The organism is Stenotrophomonas sp. STEN021 (assembly GCF_056760175.1).
The window spans coordinates 1-15,515 of the sequence record NZ_JBRREH010000031.1; the positions used below are offsets into that span (position 1 = coordinate 1).

Below are 15,515 nucleotides of genomic sequence, written 5' to 3' on the forward strand. Positions count from 1 at the left end.
CGAGTTCGAGGCACGCTGGGACAAGGAGTACCTGCCGATTGGCCAGTCTTGGCGGCGTAACTGGACACGGTTAACCCCATTTTTCGACTATCCACCCGAGATCCGTAAGGTTATCTATACAACCAACGCAATCGAGTCGGTGAACATGGGGCTACGAAAATTAACCAAGCACCGCGGCGCGTTTCCGAGCGACGAAGCTCTCATCAAACTGCTCTACCTCGCGTTGCGCAACATCAGCAAACGATGGACCTTACCCATCCGTGATTGGAAGGCAGCCTTGAACCGATTTACCATCCAGTTTGAGGGGCGACTCCCTCAGCTGTAACCCGAATCCCGTTTACACAAAAATCTGCACACGCTCTCATCAGACACGTCGATGGGGTAATGAGATGCTCCGAGACGCATTTGCACGCGGCTCGAACGAACTAGACAGAAGGGACGTTCCACCTATATTTGTGTTTCGCAACACTGGAAACTACAGAGATGTCGTCTTCTTAGGGCTGGCGGTACCAGGTGCAATTGGAGTCCGCCCACCGGAGAGCTTAGTTGCAACATGGCACCAGCTTGACGGAAGGAGATTCCAAAACTATCGAGCTACATTCACGATCCTAGACGCTGGGCGTATCAATCGTGCATGGATATCAGACATTCAACGTGGCGTCGCCCACACATCAAACGCCCCTCTTGCATGGAGTGCATGGATTGATCATGGGCAATACGAACCACTTAGGGCAAGTTCGAGCCAAGCTTACCGTTCAAAAGCAGAACAAACTCCCGCCAAACAGAAGGACGTGGAGCTAATCAATGCTCTGATTGGGCACTACGAAGTAGACCCAGTGGGATTCGAATGGTGTGCGGCTGAGATTACTCGTATGCTACTTCCCAACATAGCATCCATTGATGTAACCAGACCGTCCCGGGACGGTGGACGCGATGCTGTGGGTCGCTATCGAATCGGCCCGGTCGGATCTCGTGTCGAGGTCGAATTTGCTATGGAGGCAAAATGTTACTCAATCCATAACTCAGTAGGGGTACGACAAACCTCACGGCTAATTTCACGACTTCGCCATCGCCAATTCGGCGTAATGGTCACGACATCTCACGTGAACAGCCAAGCATATAAAGAGATTGTCGACGACGGACATCCAATACTCGTTGTTTCCGCCATCGACATTGTTTGCGCACTCAGGTCTCTCGGGATCAGAAACCACTCTGATCTGATGGAGTGGCTCCAATCGGTCGACCGAAAAGCTGGTGCTGCGCCTGCCTGAAAGCCGCCGAATAGCAATGAATAGCAAGCTAGGGCGACCCCTTGAACTGGCCGCCCTAACTAATTCAAACAGACCTCGCATCAAACCCCAACAGGATTAGCCTTCTCCGGATCAATCCCATACTGCTTGATAGCCCGGGCAACATCCTTCGCCGTCATCTTCCCGTCCTTCGCCAGCGCCGCAATTGCAGCGTGAGCGATGTAATAACGGTCAACCTCGAAGAAGCGACGCAGGTTCGCACGCGTGTCCGAACGGCCGAAGCCATCGGTGCCCAGGATCGAATAGGTGGCCGGCACGAAGGCGCGGATCTGGTCGGTGTAGGCGCGCACGTAGTCGGTTGCGGCGATGACCGGGCCCTGGCGGCCTTCCAGCAGCTCGGTGACGTACGGCTTGCGCGGTTCGGCTTCCGGGTGCAGGCGGTTCCAGCGCTCGGCGTCGAAACCATCGCGACGCAGTTCGTTGAAGCTCGGGCAGCTCCAGATGTCGGCGGTGACGCCGAAATCCTTGTCCAGCAGTTCGGCCGCTGCAATGGCTTCGCGCAGGATGGTGCCGCTGCCCAGCAGCTGCACGCGCAGCTCGCCCTTCTTCGGCTTGCCGGCATCGGTGAGCAGGTACATGCCCTTGATGATGCCTTCGGCTGCGCCTTCCGGCATGGCCGGGTGGGCGTAGTTCTCGTTCATCAGGGTGATGTAGTAGTACTCGTCGATCTGGTCTTCCATCATGGCCTTGGTGCCGTGCTGGAGGATGACGGTTACTTCAAAACCGAAGGTCGGATCGTAGCTGCGCACGTTCGGGATGCCGCCAGCAACGATATGGCTGAAGCCATCTTCGTGCTGCAGGCCTTCGCCGTTCAGCGTGGTGCGGCCGGCGGTGCCGCCGAGCAGGAAGCCGCGGGTACGCATGTCCGCTGCCTGCCAGGCGATGTCGCCAATGCGCTGGAAGCCGAACATCGAGTAGTAGATGTAGAACGGCAGCATCGGCACGTTGCTGACCGAGTAGCTGGTACCGGCCGCCATCCACGAGGACATGGCACCCGGCTCGCTGATGCCCTGCTGCAGCACCTGCCCGCTCTGGTCTTCGCGGTAGTACATGAGCTGGTCGGCGTCGACCGGCTTGTACTTCTGGCCGTACGGGGCGTAGATGCCGATCTGGCGGAACAGGCCTTCCATACCGAAGGTACGCGCTTCGTCGGCGACGATCGGCACCAGGCGCGGGCCCAGCTCCTTGTCACGCAGGCTGATGTTCAGCGTCTGCACGAAGGCCATGGTGGTGGAATAGGTGCGCTCGCCGGATTCCTTGAGCAGGCGCTCGTAGGTTTCCAGCTTCGGTGCGATGAAGGACTTGTCGGCCTTCTGGCGACGCTGCGGCAGGTAGCCGCCCATCGAAGCACGACGCTCCTGCAGGTACTTCACTTCCGGCGAATCCGGGCCCGGGTGATAGAACGGCACCTGGCCGTCCTTGAGCTGCTCGTCGGTGACCGGGATGTTGAAGCGGTCGCGGAAATGGCGGACCGATTCGTCGTCCAGCTTCTTGGTCTGGTGGGTGGGGTTGAGCGCTTCGCCAGCGCTGCCCATGCCGTAGCCCTTGACCGTCTTGGCCAGGATCACGGTCGGCATGCCCTTGGTGTTCACGGCCTGGTGGTAGGCGGCGTACACCTTGTGCGGGTCGTGGCCACCACGGTTCAGGCGCCAGATGTCGTCGTCGGACAGGCCGGCAACCATCGCTGCGGTTTCCGGGTACTTGCCGAAGAAATGCTCGCGCGTATACGCGCCGCCGAAGGCCTTGCAGTTCTGGTATTCGCCGTCGACGGTTTCCATCATCAGCTTCTTCAGGACGCCATTGGTGTCCTTGGCCAGCAGGGCATCCCAGTAACCGCCCCACAGCAGCTTGATCACGTTCCAGCCGCCGCCACGGAACACGCCTTCCAGTTCCTGGATGATCTTGCCGTTGCCGCGCACCGGGCCATCAAGGCGCTGCAGGTTGCAGTTGACGACGAAGATCAGGTTGTCCAGGCCTTCGCGGCCGGCCAGCGCGATCGCGCCCAGGGTTTCCGGCTCGTCCGACTCGCCGTCGCCGATGAAGCACCACACCTTGCGGTCGCTCTTCTCGATCAGGCCGCGGTTTTCCAGGTAACGCAGGAACTGCGCCTGGTAGATGGCAGCCAGCGGGCCCAGGCCCATCGACACGGTCGGGGTCTGCCAGTAATCCGGCATCAGCCACGGGTGCGGGTAGGACGACAGACCGCCGCCGTCCACTTCCATGCGGAACTTGTCCAGCTGCTGCTCGCTGATGCGGCCTTCCAGGTAGGAACGCGCATAGATGCCCGGGGCGCTGTGGCCCTGGATGAACAGCAGGTCGCCCGGGTGGTTGTCACTCGGCGCGCGCCAGAAGTGGTTGAAGCCCACGTCATACAGCGTGGCGCCCGATGCGAACGAGGCGATGTGGCCGCCCAGGTCGCCCGGCTTGCGGTTGGCGCGCACGACGGTGGCCATTGCGTTCCAACGGATGATGGAACGAATGCGCCATTCCAGTTCCGCATTGCCGGGGCTCTTGGCTTCCAGCTGCGGCTCGATGGTGTTGACGTATTCGGTGGTGGGGGAGAACGGCAGGAACGCACCCGAACGACGGGTCAGTTCAACCATGCCTTCCAGCAACTGATGTGCGCGCTCGGGGCCCTCGACATCGATAACGGCCTTCAACGACTCGATCCACTCCTGGGTTTCCAGGGGATTCGTGTCGTTATCAAGCATCTCGTTCAACCAGTTCATTAGCGCTCCCAGTTACTGCACGCACGCGCGCGCTTGTCGTTATTTTGAGCCGTAGAGTTTAGCGCACCCGGTACCTGGCAAAGCTGGCTACGCATGCGTATGGAGCGCCAAGAGCCAGTGTCTGCAAGACATTTCGCGACAGTTCTCATGCACCGGCAAGGACAGCCGGGGACAGGTTCCGCACCTCCGTGCAGACGCTTAATGGCACTAAACACCGGGCGAAGTTGCCATCGGCAGAGGTCAGGGCGGTGACAAGCAGGCCATGCTGCGGCGCAGCAAACTACGTGAAATGCAAGCCCTGCTGGTCTGCACCGTCCCATCGGAGGCGACGCCATTTGCGTCGGAAGAGTTTTCGATATATCGTTTTGCGCAAACTCGATATATCGAAAACTTCAATGACCAGCCCGGACCCCCGCCGCTCCCCCACCCCGCGCCCCTTGGGCCGTGGCGATCTGCGCCTGTTGCTGCTGTCGTTGATTGGCGAGCAGCCGCGTCATGGCTATGAGCTGATCCAGCAGATCAGCGAGATGTTCGTACGCGTCTATACGCCCAGCGCCGGCTCGGTGTATCCGCTGCTGGCCGACTTCGAAAAGCAGCGCTGGGTAAGCGCCGAGGAAGACGGCGGGCGCAAGCGTTACCACATCACCAGCCTGGGCCAGTCCCAGCTCAAGCTGCGTGCCGAGGACGTGGAAACCGCACGCATGCGTGCACGCCACAACTCGCGCGTCATCGCCAGGGAAAGCCTGCCGGCGCCGCTGCGCGATGCCATGCACCAGTTCACCCACTCGCTGATGCTGCGCAAAGGCGACTGGCAGGACGCCGACGTCGCACGCATCGCCGGCTTGATTGCAGAAGCCACGGCGCTGGTGCAACAGACCTCGCAACAGGATTGATCCGCATCACCGTTGTTCATTACGACCCAGCCAGAGCGATCCAGCCAGACCGATCCAGCCAGGGCATCCCGGCCTTGCCGATACTGACCCCAGGTACCCCCATGTCACAGCATGAAACCCAATTGATCCGCATGACCCCGCGTTTCCGCCAGCTGCAGGTAGTGCACACGGAACGCCTGACCCCAAACATGCAGCGCGTTGTTGTAGGCGGCGATGCGCTGGAAGGTTTTGACAGCCGCTCACCGGATGACCACGTGAAGCTGTTTTTCGCCAATGCCGAAGGCGAATTTGTATTGCCGGAACTCACCGAGCAGGGCCCGCGCTACCCGGAAGGCAAGCAGCCTTCACCGGCGCGCGATTACACGCCGCGTTTCTACGATGCCGATGCTGGCGAGCTGGTGTTGGACTTCGTGCTGCATGGCGATGGCCCGGCGACCAGCTGGGCGGCCACTGCGAAGGTAGGCGATGAGTTGGTGGTTGCCGGCCCGCGTGGTTCGCATGTGGTGGCCGATGACTTCGACTGCTATGTGCTGATTGGTGATGAGACCGCATTGCCGGCGATTGCACGGCGCCTGGAAGAGCTGCCGGAAGGTGCGGTGGCCGAGGTGTTCATCGAGATCCCGGAAGAAGGTGATCGGCAGCCGCTGGAGAGCTCAGCACAGGTGACTGTGTCGTGGTTCGAGCGCAATGGCTTTGATGCTGCGAGCAGTACCTTGCTGGAGGATGCGCTGGTGGATTTCGAGCAGCCGGATGGTGACACGCATTACTGGATTGCCACCGAGTCCAAGCGTGCGCGGATGATGCGCAAGTTTGTGGAGGGGCATCTGCAGGTGCCGAAGGAATGGATTCGCGCGACCGGGTATTGGAAGGCGGATCCGAACGAGGTGGATTGATTGCTTCGCCCCTCTCCTTCGCTGCGCGAAAGGGAGGGCGAAGCTGTAGTGCCGAGCCATGCTCGGCAGAGGCTTTCCCGGTAAAGCGCCAGCCGAGCATGGCTCGGCTCTACACGGTCAAAAGCTACCCCTCCCCAGCCCTCCCCTTCGCTGCGCGAAAGGGAGGGGGCGAAGCTTTGGCCCTCCCCTTGGCCTTCGGCCAAAGGGAGGGGACTAAAGCTACTGCCCCTTGCCGAACTGGTATGTCACACCCAGCATCGGGCCGGACAGGGATACGTCCAGACGCTTGCCTTTGTCGCGGTAATCCAGGCTCTGGTGGCGGTAGCCCATCGATACGAACAGCTTGTCCGTCGCCTGGTAATTGGCCAATACCAGCAACTGCCAGGTCGAATCCGAACCCACGCCAAAACCGCCTACATCCACATAGGCAATGCTGCTCCAGCGCGGGCTCAGCGTCTGCCGCCAACGCATGCCGGCAATCGGATCAACGAAGGTGGAATCCGAACGCGCCGATACCAAGCCGGGCACGTTCACTGCAGCGTTGATATCCCAATAGCGAACACCGGCCAACAGGTCGATGCCGCTGCGCTCGTTGGCCAGCCAGGCATAGCCAGCTGTCACGGTTGCCGAGGTCTGCTTCACTTTTACATTCGCTGCCACGCCAATCGGCAAGGGTGTCGAATCCGAAGTGGATGCATGGGTGAAATCAGCCTGCAGCACGAAGTTGCCACGGCGCGCGGTGCCGGTAATGAAGGCGGCAGCGTCAAGGTTGTCCATCAACTCGGAGAAGGACTTGTGCACGTCCGCCGTCGGTGCGCTGCGGAACGGCCGAACTTGCCCTTCCATGCCGCTCATCCACACGTAAGGGGTGGCCTGGAAGCGCCAGCTGTCGTCGTTGTCGTTGCTCTGTGCGTGCGCAAGCGGAATGCCGCCCATTGCCAGCAGCAGGCACAGGCATTTTCGGGTAAATCGGATTTTCATTGAAGCTCCAGATGGTGCGTGCCCGCCAGCGCAGGCGCGCCGATTGCCCGCCTTATACGCCCAGGAAACGGAACGGTTTGGCGTCCTTGAACTGAGCGTTGGCCTCACCCGAATAGATGGTGCGCTGCTGGTTGCCAAGGTCCAGGCGCTTCACCTTGCCAGCGCCTGCACTGAAGTCGATCTTCTTCAGATCCACCCAGAACACATTGGTGGCCAGCGCCGATTCGAAGTAGTAACGCATGCGCGAGTGGTCGGACACCGTGCGCCAGCGGGTCGAGGAAATATTCGGCTGGTCCGGGGTGGTGATACCGTAAGGCACCGACACATTGCGGATCACGCCGAACACGCTGGCGGTGGATTCCACCGGATCGGTCGACTTGGGAATGGCGTCGATATAGAACGCCGCGCGTGCGAAGCGGTCGGAGGCGCGGTTGGTGCCCGGCAACATCACCGTGCCGCCGATCTGCCGCCAATAGCTTTCCAGTGCCAGCTGCTCTTCGAAGATCGGCGAGTTGGTCATCACCTTGTAGTCGCGGCTGTGGTGGATGACCTGCTTGCCCTTGATGTACTCGATGATGGCGCTGTCGCCAGTGGAATCAGACAAGGACAGATGCAGCGTTGCCATGCGCTGCTCACCAGGGGCGGCATCACTGACCAGGGTGAAGGGCTCGCTGCTCAGCGCTTTCACCGCTTCATCGACGGTGGCGAAGCTGTCCAGCATGTACTGCGTCCACACCGAGATGCTCAGGCCGGGCTTGCCGCTGTTGCGCTCGGGGTATTCGGACTCGGCCAGCCACAGCAGGTTGGCGACCAGGCCGGCTTCGTTCATGCCGTCGGTGGTGGAGATGTCGTAGGCACTGGCGATGACGCTGCCGTAGCGCGAGGTCCACTTCAGCGTATCCGGGCCGGTCTCGCCGTTGCGCTGCATGCCACGCGGGAACATCCACAGATGGGTGCCGGTGTCGATCTTGTAGTCCATCGAACGGCCGGTGAAGATTTCATTGCCGGCACCGTGATAGACAAAGCGGGTGCAGGCGTCGGCTTGCTGCTGCATGCCGGCCATACCGAACAGCACGGTGGCACAGGCGGCAATGATGGATCGCTTGGCTGATTTCATGGGGTGAGCTTCCTTGGCGTGATCAGGTCAGTGATACAACCGGATCGATCCTAGCAGCCATTCATTGTCCGATCGCGACAGGGTTGGCAGTCTCCAAAATCAGCAATCAGACAATTGGCCGCTGCTATGCTCCGCACATATTCGAATGGAGGAACTGCCCCATGCCTCAGATCACACCGCATCACACCGCCGCCATCCTCCGCCCTTTGCTGGTTGGTGGCCTGCTGAGCATCGCCCTGAGCGGCTGCCTGAGCGCGCCGCCGGTTTCCGACGACCCCAACTTCGGTCGCTGCAGCGATGTCTCGGTGCAGTGGGCGGTAGGCACGGTCAATGACGAAGCCACCGTGCGACGCCTGAAAAAGGAGAGCGGTGCAGGCCTGGTCAATCCGATCGGCCCGACCACGATTGTTTCCCGCGATATCCGTCAGGACCGCCTGCGCGTCTACACTGATGCCAACAACGTCATCACCAAGGTGCGTTGCGAGTAAGTTCTGCGCGCTGCGGCTTGCCGCAAGAACACGTGCACAAACGACGAACAGCAGGGTTTCCCCTGCCGTTCGTCGTTTCACACGCTCACAATGGCGAGCGCTAGGTTCAAACCGCGCTTACTTCAAACCGCGGTTGTGCAGCAGCGGCTCGACGCTCGGGTCCTTGCCGCGGAAGTCGCGGTAGGCCGTTGCCAGGTCGCGGGTATTGCCGATCGACAGGATCTTGTCGCGGAACACCTGGCCGTTCTCACGGGTCAGGCCACCGTTCTCCTTGAACCACTCGAAGGCGTCATGGTCGATCATCTCCGCCCAGAAGTAGGCGTAGTAACCGGCCGAGTAACCGCCGCCCCAGATATGGTCGAAGTAGCTGCTGCGGTAACGCGGCGGCACCTGTGCCAGATCCACCTTGTAGCGCTTCAGCGCATCGGCCTCGAACTTGTCCACATCCTGCAGCGGTGCATCAGCGCCCTGCGTATGCCATGCCAGGTCCAGCAGCGCCGCCGACAGGTACTCGGTGGTCATATAGCCCTGGTTGAAGGTCTTGGCCTTGGCGATCTTGTCGACCAGGTCCTGCGGCATCGCTGCCTTGGTCTGGTAGTGCTTGGCGTAGTTGGCGAACACCTTCGGATCAGACGCCCAGTGCTCGTTGAACTGCGACGGGAACTCGACGAAGTCACGCGGCACGCCGGTGCCGGCCACGCTCGGGTACTTGGTGTTGGAGAACATGCCGTGCAGCGCATGGCCGAACTCATGGAACATGGTGGTCACGTCGTCCCAGCTCAGCAGCGCGGGCTGGCCGGCGGCAGGCTTGGTGAAGTTGCTGACGTTGTAGACCACCGGCTTGGTACCGGTCAGGCCGTCCTGCTCGACGAACACGTCCATCCAGGCGCCACCGGACTTGCTGTCGCGCTTGAAGAAGTCGGCGTAGAACAGCGCCAGCGGCTGGCCGTTGGCATCGGTGACTTCAAACACGCGCACGTCCGGGTGATAGACCGGTAGGTCCTTGCGCTCCTTGAAGGTCAGGCCGTAGAGCTGGTTGGCGGCGTAGAAGACGCCGTTCTGCAGCACGTTGTCCATCTCGAAGTAGGGCTTGATCTGGGACTCGTCCAGGTCGTACTTGGCCTTGCGCACCTGCTCGGCGTAAAAATCCCAATCCGATGCGGTGGCCTTGAAGCCGCCCTTCTGTGCATCGATCACCTTCTGGATTTCAGCCAGCTCGCCACGTGCCTTGGCGGTAGCCGCCGGCACGGTGTCGGTCAGCAGCTTGAGCGCATGCTCCGGCGTCTGCGCCATCTGGTCGGTCAGGTTGTAGGCGGCGAAGTTCGGGAAGCCGAGCAGCTTGGCCTTGGCAGCGCGCAGCTGGGCCAGGCGCTGGATGATCTTGCGGGTATCGTTGGCATCGCCGTGCTCGGTGCGGGTTTCCGAGGCCTGCAGCACCTTGGCACGCACATCGCGGTCCTGCAGCGAGCCGAGTGCCGGCTGCTGGGTGGTGTTCTGCAGGCTCAGCACCCATTTGCCGTCGAGCTTGCGGCCCTTGGCGGCGTCTTCAGCGGCGGCGATATCGCCCTCGGACAGGCCAGCCAGCTGCGCCTTGTCGTCGATCACCACCGCACCGGCGGCGGTGGCCGCGACCAGCTTGTTGTGGAAGTCGTTGGCGAGGGTGGCTTCCTCGGCGTTGTACTGCTTCAGCGTTTCCTTGTCGGTATCGCTGAGCTCGGCGCCGGACTTGACGAAGCCCTTGTAGGTTTCTTCGACCACGCGCAGCTGCTCGGGGTCCAGGCCGGCTTCGGCGCGGCCGTCATAGATGCTCTTGATGCGCGCGAACAGCTTGGCATCCAGGTGGATGGCATCGCCATGCGCGGCCAGCTTGGGCACCACGTCTTCCTGGATCTTCTGCCGCTCCGGGTTGGTATCGGCCTGCACCACGCTGAAGAACACGCGGCTGACGCGGTCCAGGATGGCGCCGGATTTTTCCATCGGCAGCAAGGTGTTGTCGAAGGTGGCCGGCTGGGTGTTGTCGGTGATCTGCTTGATCTCCGCCAGCTGCTGGCGCATGCCTTCCTCGAAGGCCGGCAAGTAGTCACTGTCCTTGATCTTGCCGAAGGCCGGCGCCTGGAACGGCAGCGAGCTGACAGTCATGAACGGGTTGGTGGAAGCATCGCCCGGCTTGGCGGCCTCCGCAGGTGCATTGGCGGTCACGGGGGCAGTGGACTCCTTGCCAGAACAGGCGGCCAGCGCAAGGCTGATGGCGGCGGCCAGAACAACGGTACGCGACATGAAACGGCTCCTTGGGAACGGGCTTCGAACAGCCCTTTACCCTACTCCGTTCCCACGTTGGCAACATGTGCCGATGGTGGCGCCGGCCGGCGCCGGATCTGTCGGCTGCCAGCTCAGCCGGAGCTGTGGTTCTTGCCCTGCCATTGGCGGTACCACTGGCGGATGGCGGCCATGTCGGCCACGTCGTCACCGCTGGTGTGGAATACCGGGCCGAAACCAATGACCTTTTCTGGATAGTGGAAATAGGCCGGAATGATGGGCACATCGGCCATGCGCGCGATCTTCAGAAACCCGCCCTTCCATTCAGTCACCTGCTTGCGGGTGCCTTCCGGCGCCAGCGCGTACCAGACCTGCTCGCTGTCGCGGATCATCGCCACCGCCTGGCCCACCGTGCCCTGCGGCGAACTGCGATTCAACGGCACAACGCCCATTCGCCGCAGCACCACGCTCAGCGGCCACCAGAACAGCTTGTCCTTGCCAAGGATGCGCGCCTCCAGACCCAGCGCCATCTTTGCGGCCAGGCCCCACAGGCCATCCCAGTTGGACGAATGCGGCGCAGCGATCACCACCGCCTTGGCCAGATCAGGAATAGGCCCACGGATCTGCCAGCCGCCCAGGCGCAGGATGCTGCGGCCCAGCCAGCGGCTGAAACGGGCATTCTTGCGCTGCGGCATGGCGGCGGGAATGACCGGAATGGTCGGCGGCGTGTTGCTCAAGCACTACTCCCAATTACGTGTTGAACGGCCGCGCTTGACCTGCGCGCGTTCTTTTTTCTGATCCAGCCGGCGCAGCTTGGAGCCGTACGAGGGCTTGGTTGCCACCCGTGGCTTGGGCACGCTCAGGCTGGCCTGGATGAAGCTGGCAAGACGTTCGCGCGCATCCTGGCGGTTACGGTCCTGGGTGCGGAAGCGCTGCGCATCGATCACCAGCACGCCCTCGCCGGTCACCCGGCGGTCGCGGCGGGCGAGCAGGCGCTCGCGCAAGGGTTCAGGCAGGGACGGCGAGCCGGCGATGTCGAAACGCAGTTCCACCGCGGTGGAGACCTTGTTGACGTTCTGCCCGCCAGCGCCGGACGCGCGCACGAAACGCTCGACGATCTCCGTTTCCGGTATCGCCAAGTGTTCCGAGATTTCAATCTGCTCCGTCGCCATCGGCGCATTGTAAGGGTTGCGGCACCCTCGTTTGCGCGCAGCAGTTGCTCGCACGCTTGCGCGACTGTTGCCCCCTCCCTTGCGCTACGCGCAGGGGAGGGGCGAAGCGTGCACTCGCGCGAGGCCTGCCGGGCGCAGCTGTTACCCCCTCCCTTGCGCGTAGCGCAGGGGAGGGTTGGGGAGGGGTGCTTTTCGCGGCTGAGGTTGAGTGCTTGCGCTGGCTCTGAATACAAGGGCTTGCAGGCTGGGCTTTGCTGCGTGGCTGGAGCTTCAGAAGCCCCCCTCCCCAGCCCTCCCCTTTGCTACGCAAAAGGGAGGGGGTTCAAGCAACAGCACCCCTCCCCAGCCCTCCCCTTTGCTGCGCAAAAGGGAGGGTTCCATTCACTCCCAATACTGCCCCGCCCAGCGCCGGTAGGCGCGGTAGTGATGGATCGCGAACCCGTCAAACGAGGGCTCGTTGCGCAGCGCACGCTCCACCTTGCGCACTTCCTGCTCGAACACCTTCGGTCCTTCTTCATGGAAGGTGACTTTGTTGATGTCGTTGGACGACACCTCCAACCCAATCACCACCTTCTTGCCGACTTCATTGGCATAGGCGATCTCGCTGGACGCGTGCGAGAGGATGCTGTCGCGGCCCTCGGCCTTGTCGCGGTAGTCCATCAAGGCGACGTAGTCGTAGATGTTGATGGTGTGCTCGCTCACCGGACGATGGCGGCCATTCCAGTCCACCTCGATGCCGTCCAGCCAGAACGGAATCGCCGGGCCTACCGCCAGGGTCGCGCCGCTCTCCTGCTTGATGCGCATCACCGCTGCGCTCATGTCCAGAAAACCCACCAGCAGGTCGGCGCGGGTGTCGTCATCCCATTCGTCGAGGATATGCGGTTCGATGTCCAGGTTGGCGCCATCAAACCGCGCCGCTGCCGGCACCGATGCGTTGTAGTCCACCACCCGGCGGAACATTGCCTCAGCCTCCTTGCGGTGCTCCGGCAACACGTACTTCTGCGTGCTCAGATACCAGGAGCCCAGCAAGGCATACACCTTCATGCTTTTGCTGTGCAGGCGCTCGATGAAGGCGCGGTACAACTCCGGCTTCTCGACGATGAGGTTGCGGTCCTTGTAGGCGTCGGCATACAGATAGACGGTATCGATGCGCTGCGATTTTAGATACGCCACCGCCTCATCGGCGACCGCCGGGTCCTCGATCATCGCGTACGACTCGGCCTCCCAGGTCCAGATCGCACGACTGGCCGCTGCCGCCTTCGCCATTGGCACTACACATAGCGCTGCCAGCAGGCCAAGGCCGAACATCCGGCTCATTGCGACTTCTCCACGCCTGCGGCGGCATCCACCGGCAGACGGTAACGGCCCTGCCCGATCGCCTTGCCATTGTCAGGATCGGACGGGAACACCGACACATAACAACGACCGCCGCAATCCTGCGGCAGGCGCAGCTGCAACTGCACCTGCTGGCTGCCGCCCGGCGGCAGCTGCAATGCCTGCCCATACACTTCCTGCAGCTCGCGCCCATCCTCGCTGGACATCACCGCCAGCGGCACGAACACGCGGCTGGGCTTGGGATCGCCACTGCTGAACACCGCCGTCAGCTGCACGCCATCGGCTACCGCGGCGACCTCGGCCGAGGCCAGCGACAAGCCGTGCGCCAGCGGCGCCGCAGCCACTTCGGCAGCCGCTGCCGGTGCGCTGTACGCCACCAGCTTGGGTGTTGCGCCTTCCGGCGTCAGTGCGTTCTTCTGCATGAAGATCGCATTGGCCTGGGTGTAGCGCTGCAACCGCTGCATGGCCCAGGCGCGCACGCTGGCATCGTCGGTTTCGGCCAGGTGCATGCCGTCCTGCAGCTCGTACAACTTGCCGTCATGCAGCCACCAACGCCCGGCCAGATATTCCGGCGCACTGGTCTTGGTCTGCTTCAAGGGGAATTGCTGATTGCTGCGGAAGCTCTCGGCCATGTCCAGGCCGGTACCCAGCCACGGCGTCTGTGCCGGCCGTTTCAGCCCATAGGTGTTGGACAACAGCGCGATCAGCGACGGCGTCACGTCCAGCTGCGAGGACACTGCGCGAATGCGCTTGGGCTGCTTGAGCAGCGGTGAGAACACGATCAAGGGCACGTGGTAACGGTCCACATGCTCGCCCATCGGGATTTCAGGCAGGCGATGGTCGCCGGTGATGACGAAGAGGGTATTGGCATACCACGGGGTTTTTTCCACCGAAGCGAAATAGCGACGCAGCTGCTCGTCGGTGTACAGGATGGTGGCGTAGATATCAGTGCTGGCGCGATAGCTGGCGCGCTCGGCCTCGGGCACCTGCAGCTGCTGCAGGCGCTGCTCGAACTGCTTGCGGTACACATCCTGATCCGGGAACTCGTAGCTGGTGTGCATCGAGATGGTCTGGATCGCGGTCAGGAACGGTGCCTGCACGTTGTCGTTATCGGCAAGTACGCGCGAGATCAGTTCCTTGTCCGGGTAACCCCAGGCACTGAATGGATTGCGTTGATAGCCATCACCAAAATTGTTCATGTCGACCAGCGTCTGCACCTGCTGGCCCTGCATGTAGGCGCGCTCGTTGTCGAAGTTGGTGTCGGTACCGTTGTAGAAGGCGGTGTTATAGCCCTGCTGGCGCAACACACTGAACAGGCCCGGGTGCGCCGGCATGCGATCGCCCAGCCCGGTGAAGCCTTCGTCGGCGAACGGTGCCGAACCAATCAAGGTCGGCAGCACGCCGAAGGTGCGTCCCTGGTTGGCGAGGAAGTTGTCGAAGTACAGGCTGCGCTCGGCCAGTTCATCGAGGAACGGAGTGAAGCTGCCCAGCGATGCCTGCGGACCGGAGAACGAGCGACCCAGGCCTTCGACCACGATCAACACCACGTTCGGCGGACGACCATCACTGGTCGGCGCGAAATTCGGGCCCAAGGCATCCGGGGTCTGCTCCGGGTGCAGGAACGGGAAGTTCGGATCCAGCGGGGCTTCATCGCTGGCGACGGCGCTGGGTACGACCGCGACATCCGACTCGCCCTTGAACCAGCGCCACACATCGCCGCTGAACCAGGCCAGCTTGTTGCAGGCCAGATCGCGCGAGGCGACATCCTTCAAGGCCACCGCGCCACTGGGCAGCGGCAGTATCCAGGCGATGCCACCGGCTACCAACAATGCCGTGCTCCACACCGTGGAGCCGCGCGCATCACGGCGCGCCAGCCACAGCAGGCCCAGCCACAACACCAGCAGCGGCAAAGCCATCGCCAACACGCCGCGTAGGCCAAGCGGCGCACCATCGGCCAAGGTGGTGCGTATTTCTGCAAGGCTGTAGCCGAACAGATCCGCGCCCAGCGGCACGTGCGCGACCTGAAAATACTGGTCGAGCAGCACCTGCACCACGATGAACAGCGACCACAGCAGGCCCAAGGCGATGTAGCGCGGCAAGGCCCGCTTGATTGCCAGCAAGGGCAGCGACAACAACACCAGGATTGGCACCGAACGCAGCAGCATCAGCAGCGCCTGGGCACCGGCAATGCCGGCAATTGCGCCGGTCTGCAAGCCGCCGCCAGCACCTGCAACACCGTTGCTGACCGCCATTGCGACCAGCACCAGCTGCGCAAGCAGCAACACCGGGAAGGCCGAAGAAAAGCGCGCCCAGGCGCCACCGTCATGCGTGGAGATCATCG

The 15,515-nt window shown here is 62.1% G+C and carries 13 protein-coding genes; 5 read left to right on the forward strand and 8 right to left on the reverse strand.

Features of this window, described 5'->3' with window-relative positions:
- Positions 1–325: transposase (locus ACVOL0_RS08710; protein ID WP_481548751.1), on the forward strand; the 325-nt coding region annotated here is incomplete at its 5' end.
- Positions 300–1,271, forward strand: a complete 972-nt coding sequence (locus ACVOL0_RS08715) for a restriction endonuclease (protein WP_481548752.1) — start codon at positions 300–302, stop codon at positions 1,269–1,271. The genes ACVOL0_RS08710 and ACVOL0_RS08715, both read left to right, overlap by 26 nt.
- Before the next feature lie 80 nt (positions 1,272–1,351).
- Here the strand turns inward: ACVOL0_RS08715 and aceE are convergent, their stop codons facing one another.
- Entirely contained in the window at positions 1,352–4,039 is a 2,688-nt protein-coding gene (gene aceE, locus ACVOL0_RS08720) for a pyruvate dehydrogenase (acetyl-transferring), homodimeric type (protein WP_481548753.1), read from the reverse strand.
- Positions 4,040–4,434: 395 nt separating this feature from the next.
- On the opposite strand from aceE, the gene ACVOL0_RS08725 reads away from it, so the two are divergent.
- On the forward strand, positions 4,435–4,932 hold the full coding sequence (locus ACVOL0_RS08725) for a PadR family transcriptional regulator (RefSeq protein ID WP_481548754.1): 498 nt from the start codon (positions 4,435–4,437) through the stop codon (positions 4,930–4,932).
- 101 nt (positions 4,933–5,033) lie between these two features.
- On the forward strand, positions 5,034–5,825 hold the full coding sequence (locus tag ACVOL0_RS08730; RefSeq protein ID WP_481548755.1) for a siderophore-interacting protein: 792 nt from the start codon (positions 5,034–5,036) through the stop codon (positions 5,823–5,825).
- A 219-nt stretch (positions 5,826–6,044) separates the two neighbouring features.
- Here the strand turns inward: ACVOL0_RS08730 and ACVOL0_RS08735 are convergent, their stop codons facing one another.
- Both ACVOL0_RS08735 and ACVOL0_RS08740 read right to left on the reverse strand, forming a co-directional pair.
- Positions 6,045–6,806, reverse strand: a complete 762-nt coding sequence (locus ACVOL0_RS08735; RefSeq protein WP_481548756.1) for a porin family protein — start codon at positions 6,804–6,806, stop codon at positions 6,045–6,047.
- Positions 6,807–6,858: 52 nt separating this feature from the next.
- A complete protein-coding gene (locus ACVOL0_RS08740) occupies positions 6,859–7,923 on the reverse strand; it encodes a linear amide C-N hydrolase (protein WP_481548757.1) in 1,065 nt (354 codons plus the stop codon).
- Positions 7,924–8,084: 161 nt separating this feature from the next.
- On the opposite strand from ACVOL0_RS08740, the gene ACVOL0_RS08745 reads away from it, so the two are divergent.
- The gene (locus ACVOL0_RS08745) at positions 8,085–8,411 is read left to right on the forward strand and encodes a hypothetical protein (RefSeq protein ID WP_481548758.1); all 327 of its coding nucleotides are present in this window, start codon (positions 8,085–8,087) and stop codon (positions 8,409–8,411) included.
- A gap of 117 nt (positions 8,412–8,528) precedes the next feature.
- Here the strand turns inward: ACVOL0_RS08745 and dcp are convergent, their stop codons facing one another.
- From dcp to ACVOL0_RS08770, 5 genes are all read right to left on the reverse strand, one after another.
- The gene (gene dcp / locus ACVOL0_RS08750; protein ID WP_481548759.1) at positions 8,529–10,688 is read right to left on the reverse strand and encodes a peptidyl-dipeptidase Dcp; all 2,160 of its coding nucleotides are present in this window, start codon (positions 10,686–10,688) and stop codon (positions 8,529–8,531) included.
- Positions 10,689–10,801: 113 nt separating this feature from the next.
- Positions 10,802–11,404: a lysophospholipid acyltransferase family protein gene (locus ACVOL0_RS08755; protein ID WP_481548760.1), complete on the reverse strand. Its 603-nt coding sequence runs from the start codon at positions 11,402–11,404 to the stop codon at positions 10,802–10,804.
- Between the two features lie 3 nt (positions 11,405–11,407).
- Entirely contained in the window at positions 11,408–11,839 is a 432-nt protein-coding gene (gene arfB / locus ACVOL0_RS08760; protein ID WP_481515882.1) for an alternative ribosome rescue aminoacyl-tRNA hydrolase ArfB, read from the reverse strand.
- Between the two features lie 381 nt (positions 11,840–12,220).
- A complete protein-coding gene (locus ACVOL0_RS08765; RefSeq protein WP_481548761.1) occupies positions 12,221–13,156 on the reverse strand; it encodes a hypothetical protein in 936 nt (311 codons plus the stop codon).
- Positions 13,153–15,513 (reverse strand): LTA synthase family protein, encoded by a 2,361-nt coding sequence (locus ACVOL0_RS08770; RefSeq protein WP_481548762.1) that lies wholly within the window; start codon positions 15,511–15,513, stop codon positions 13,153–13,155. The genes ACVOL0_RS08765 and ACVOL0_RS08770 overlap by 4 nt, the downstream gene beginning before the upstream one ends.
- Positions 15,514–15,515 lie beyond the last annotated feature (2 nt).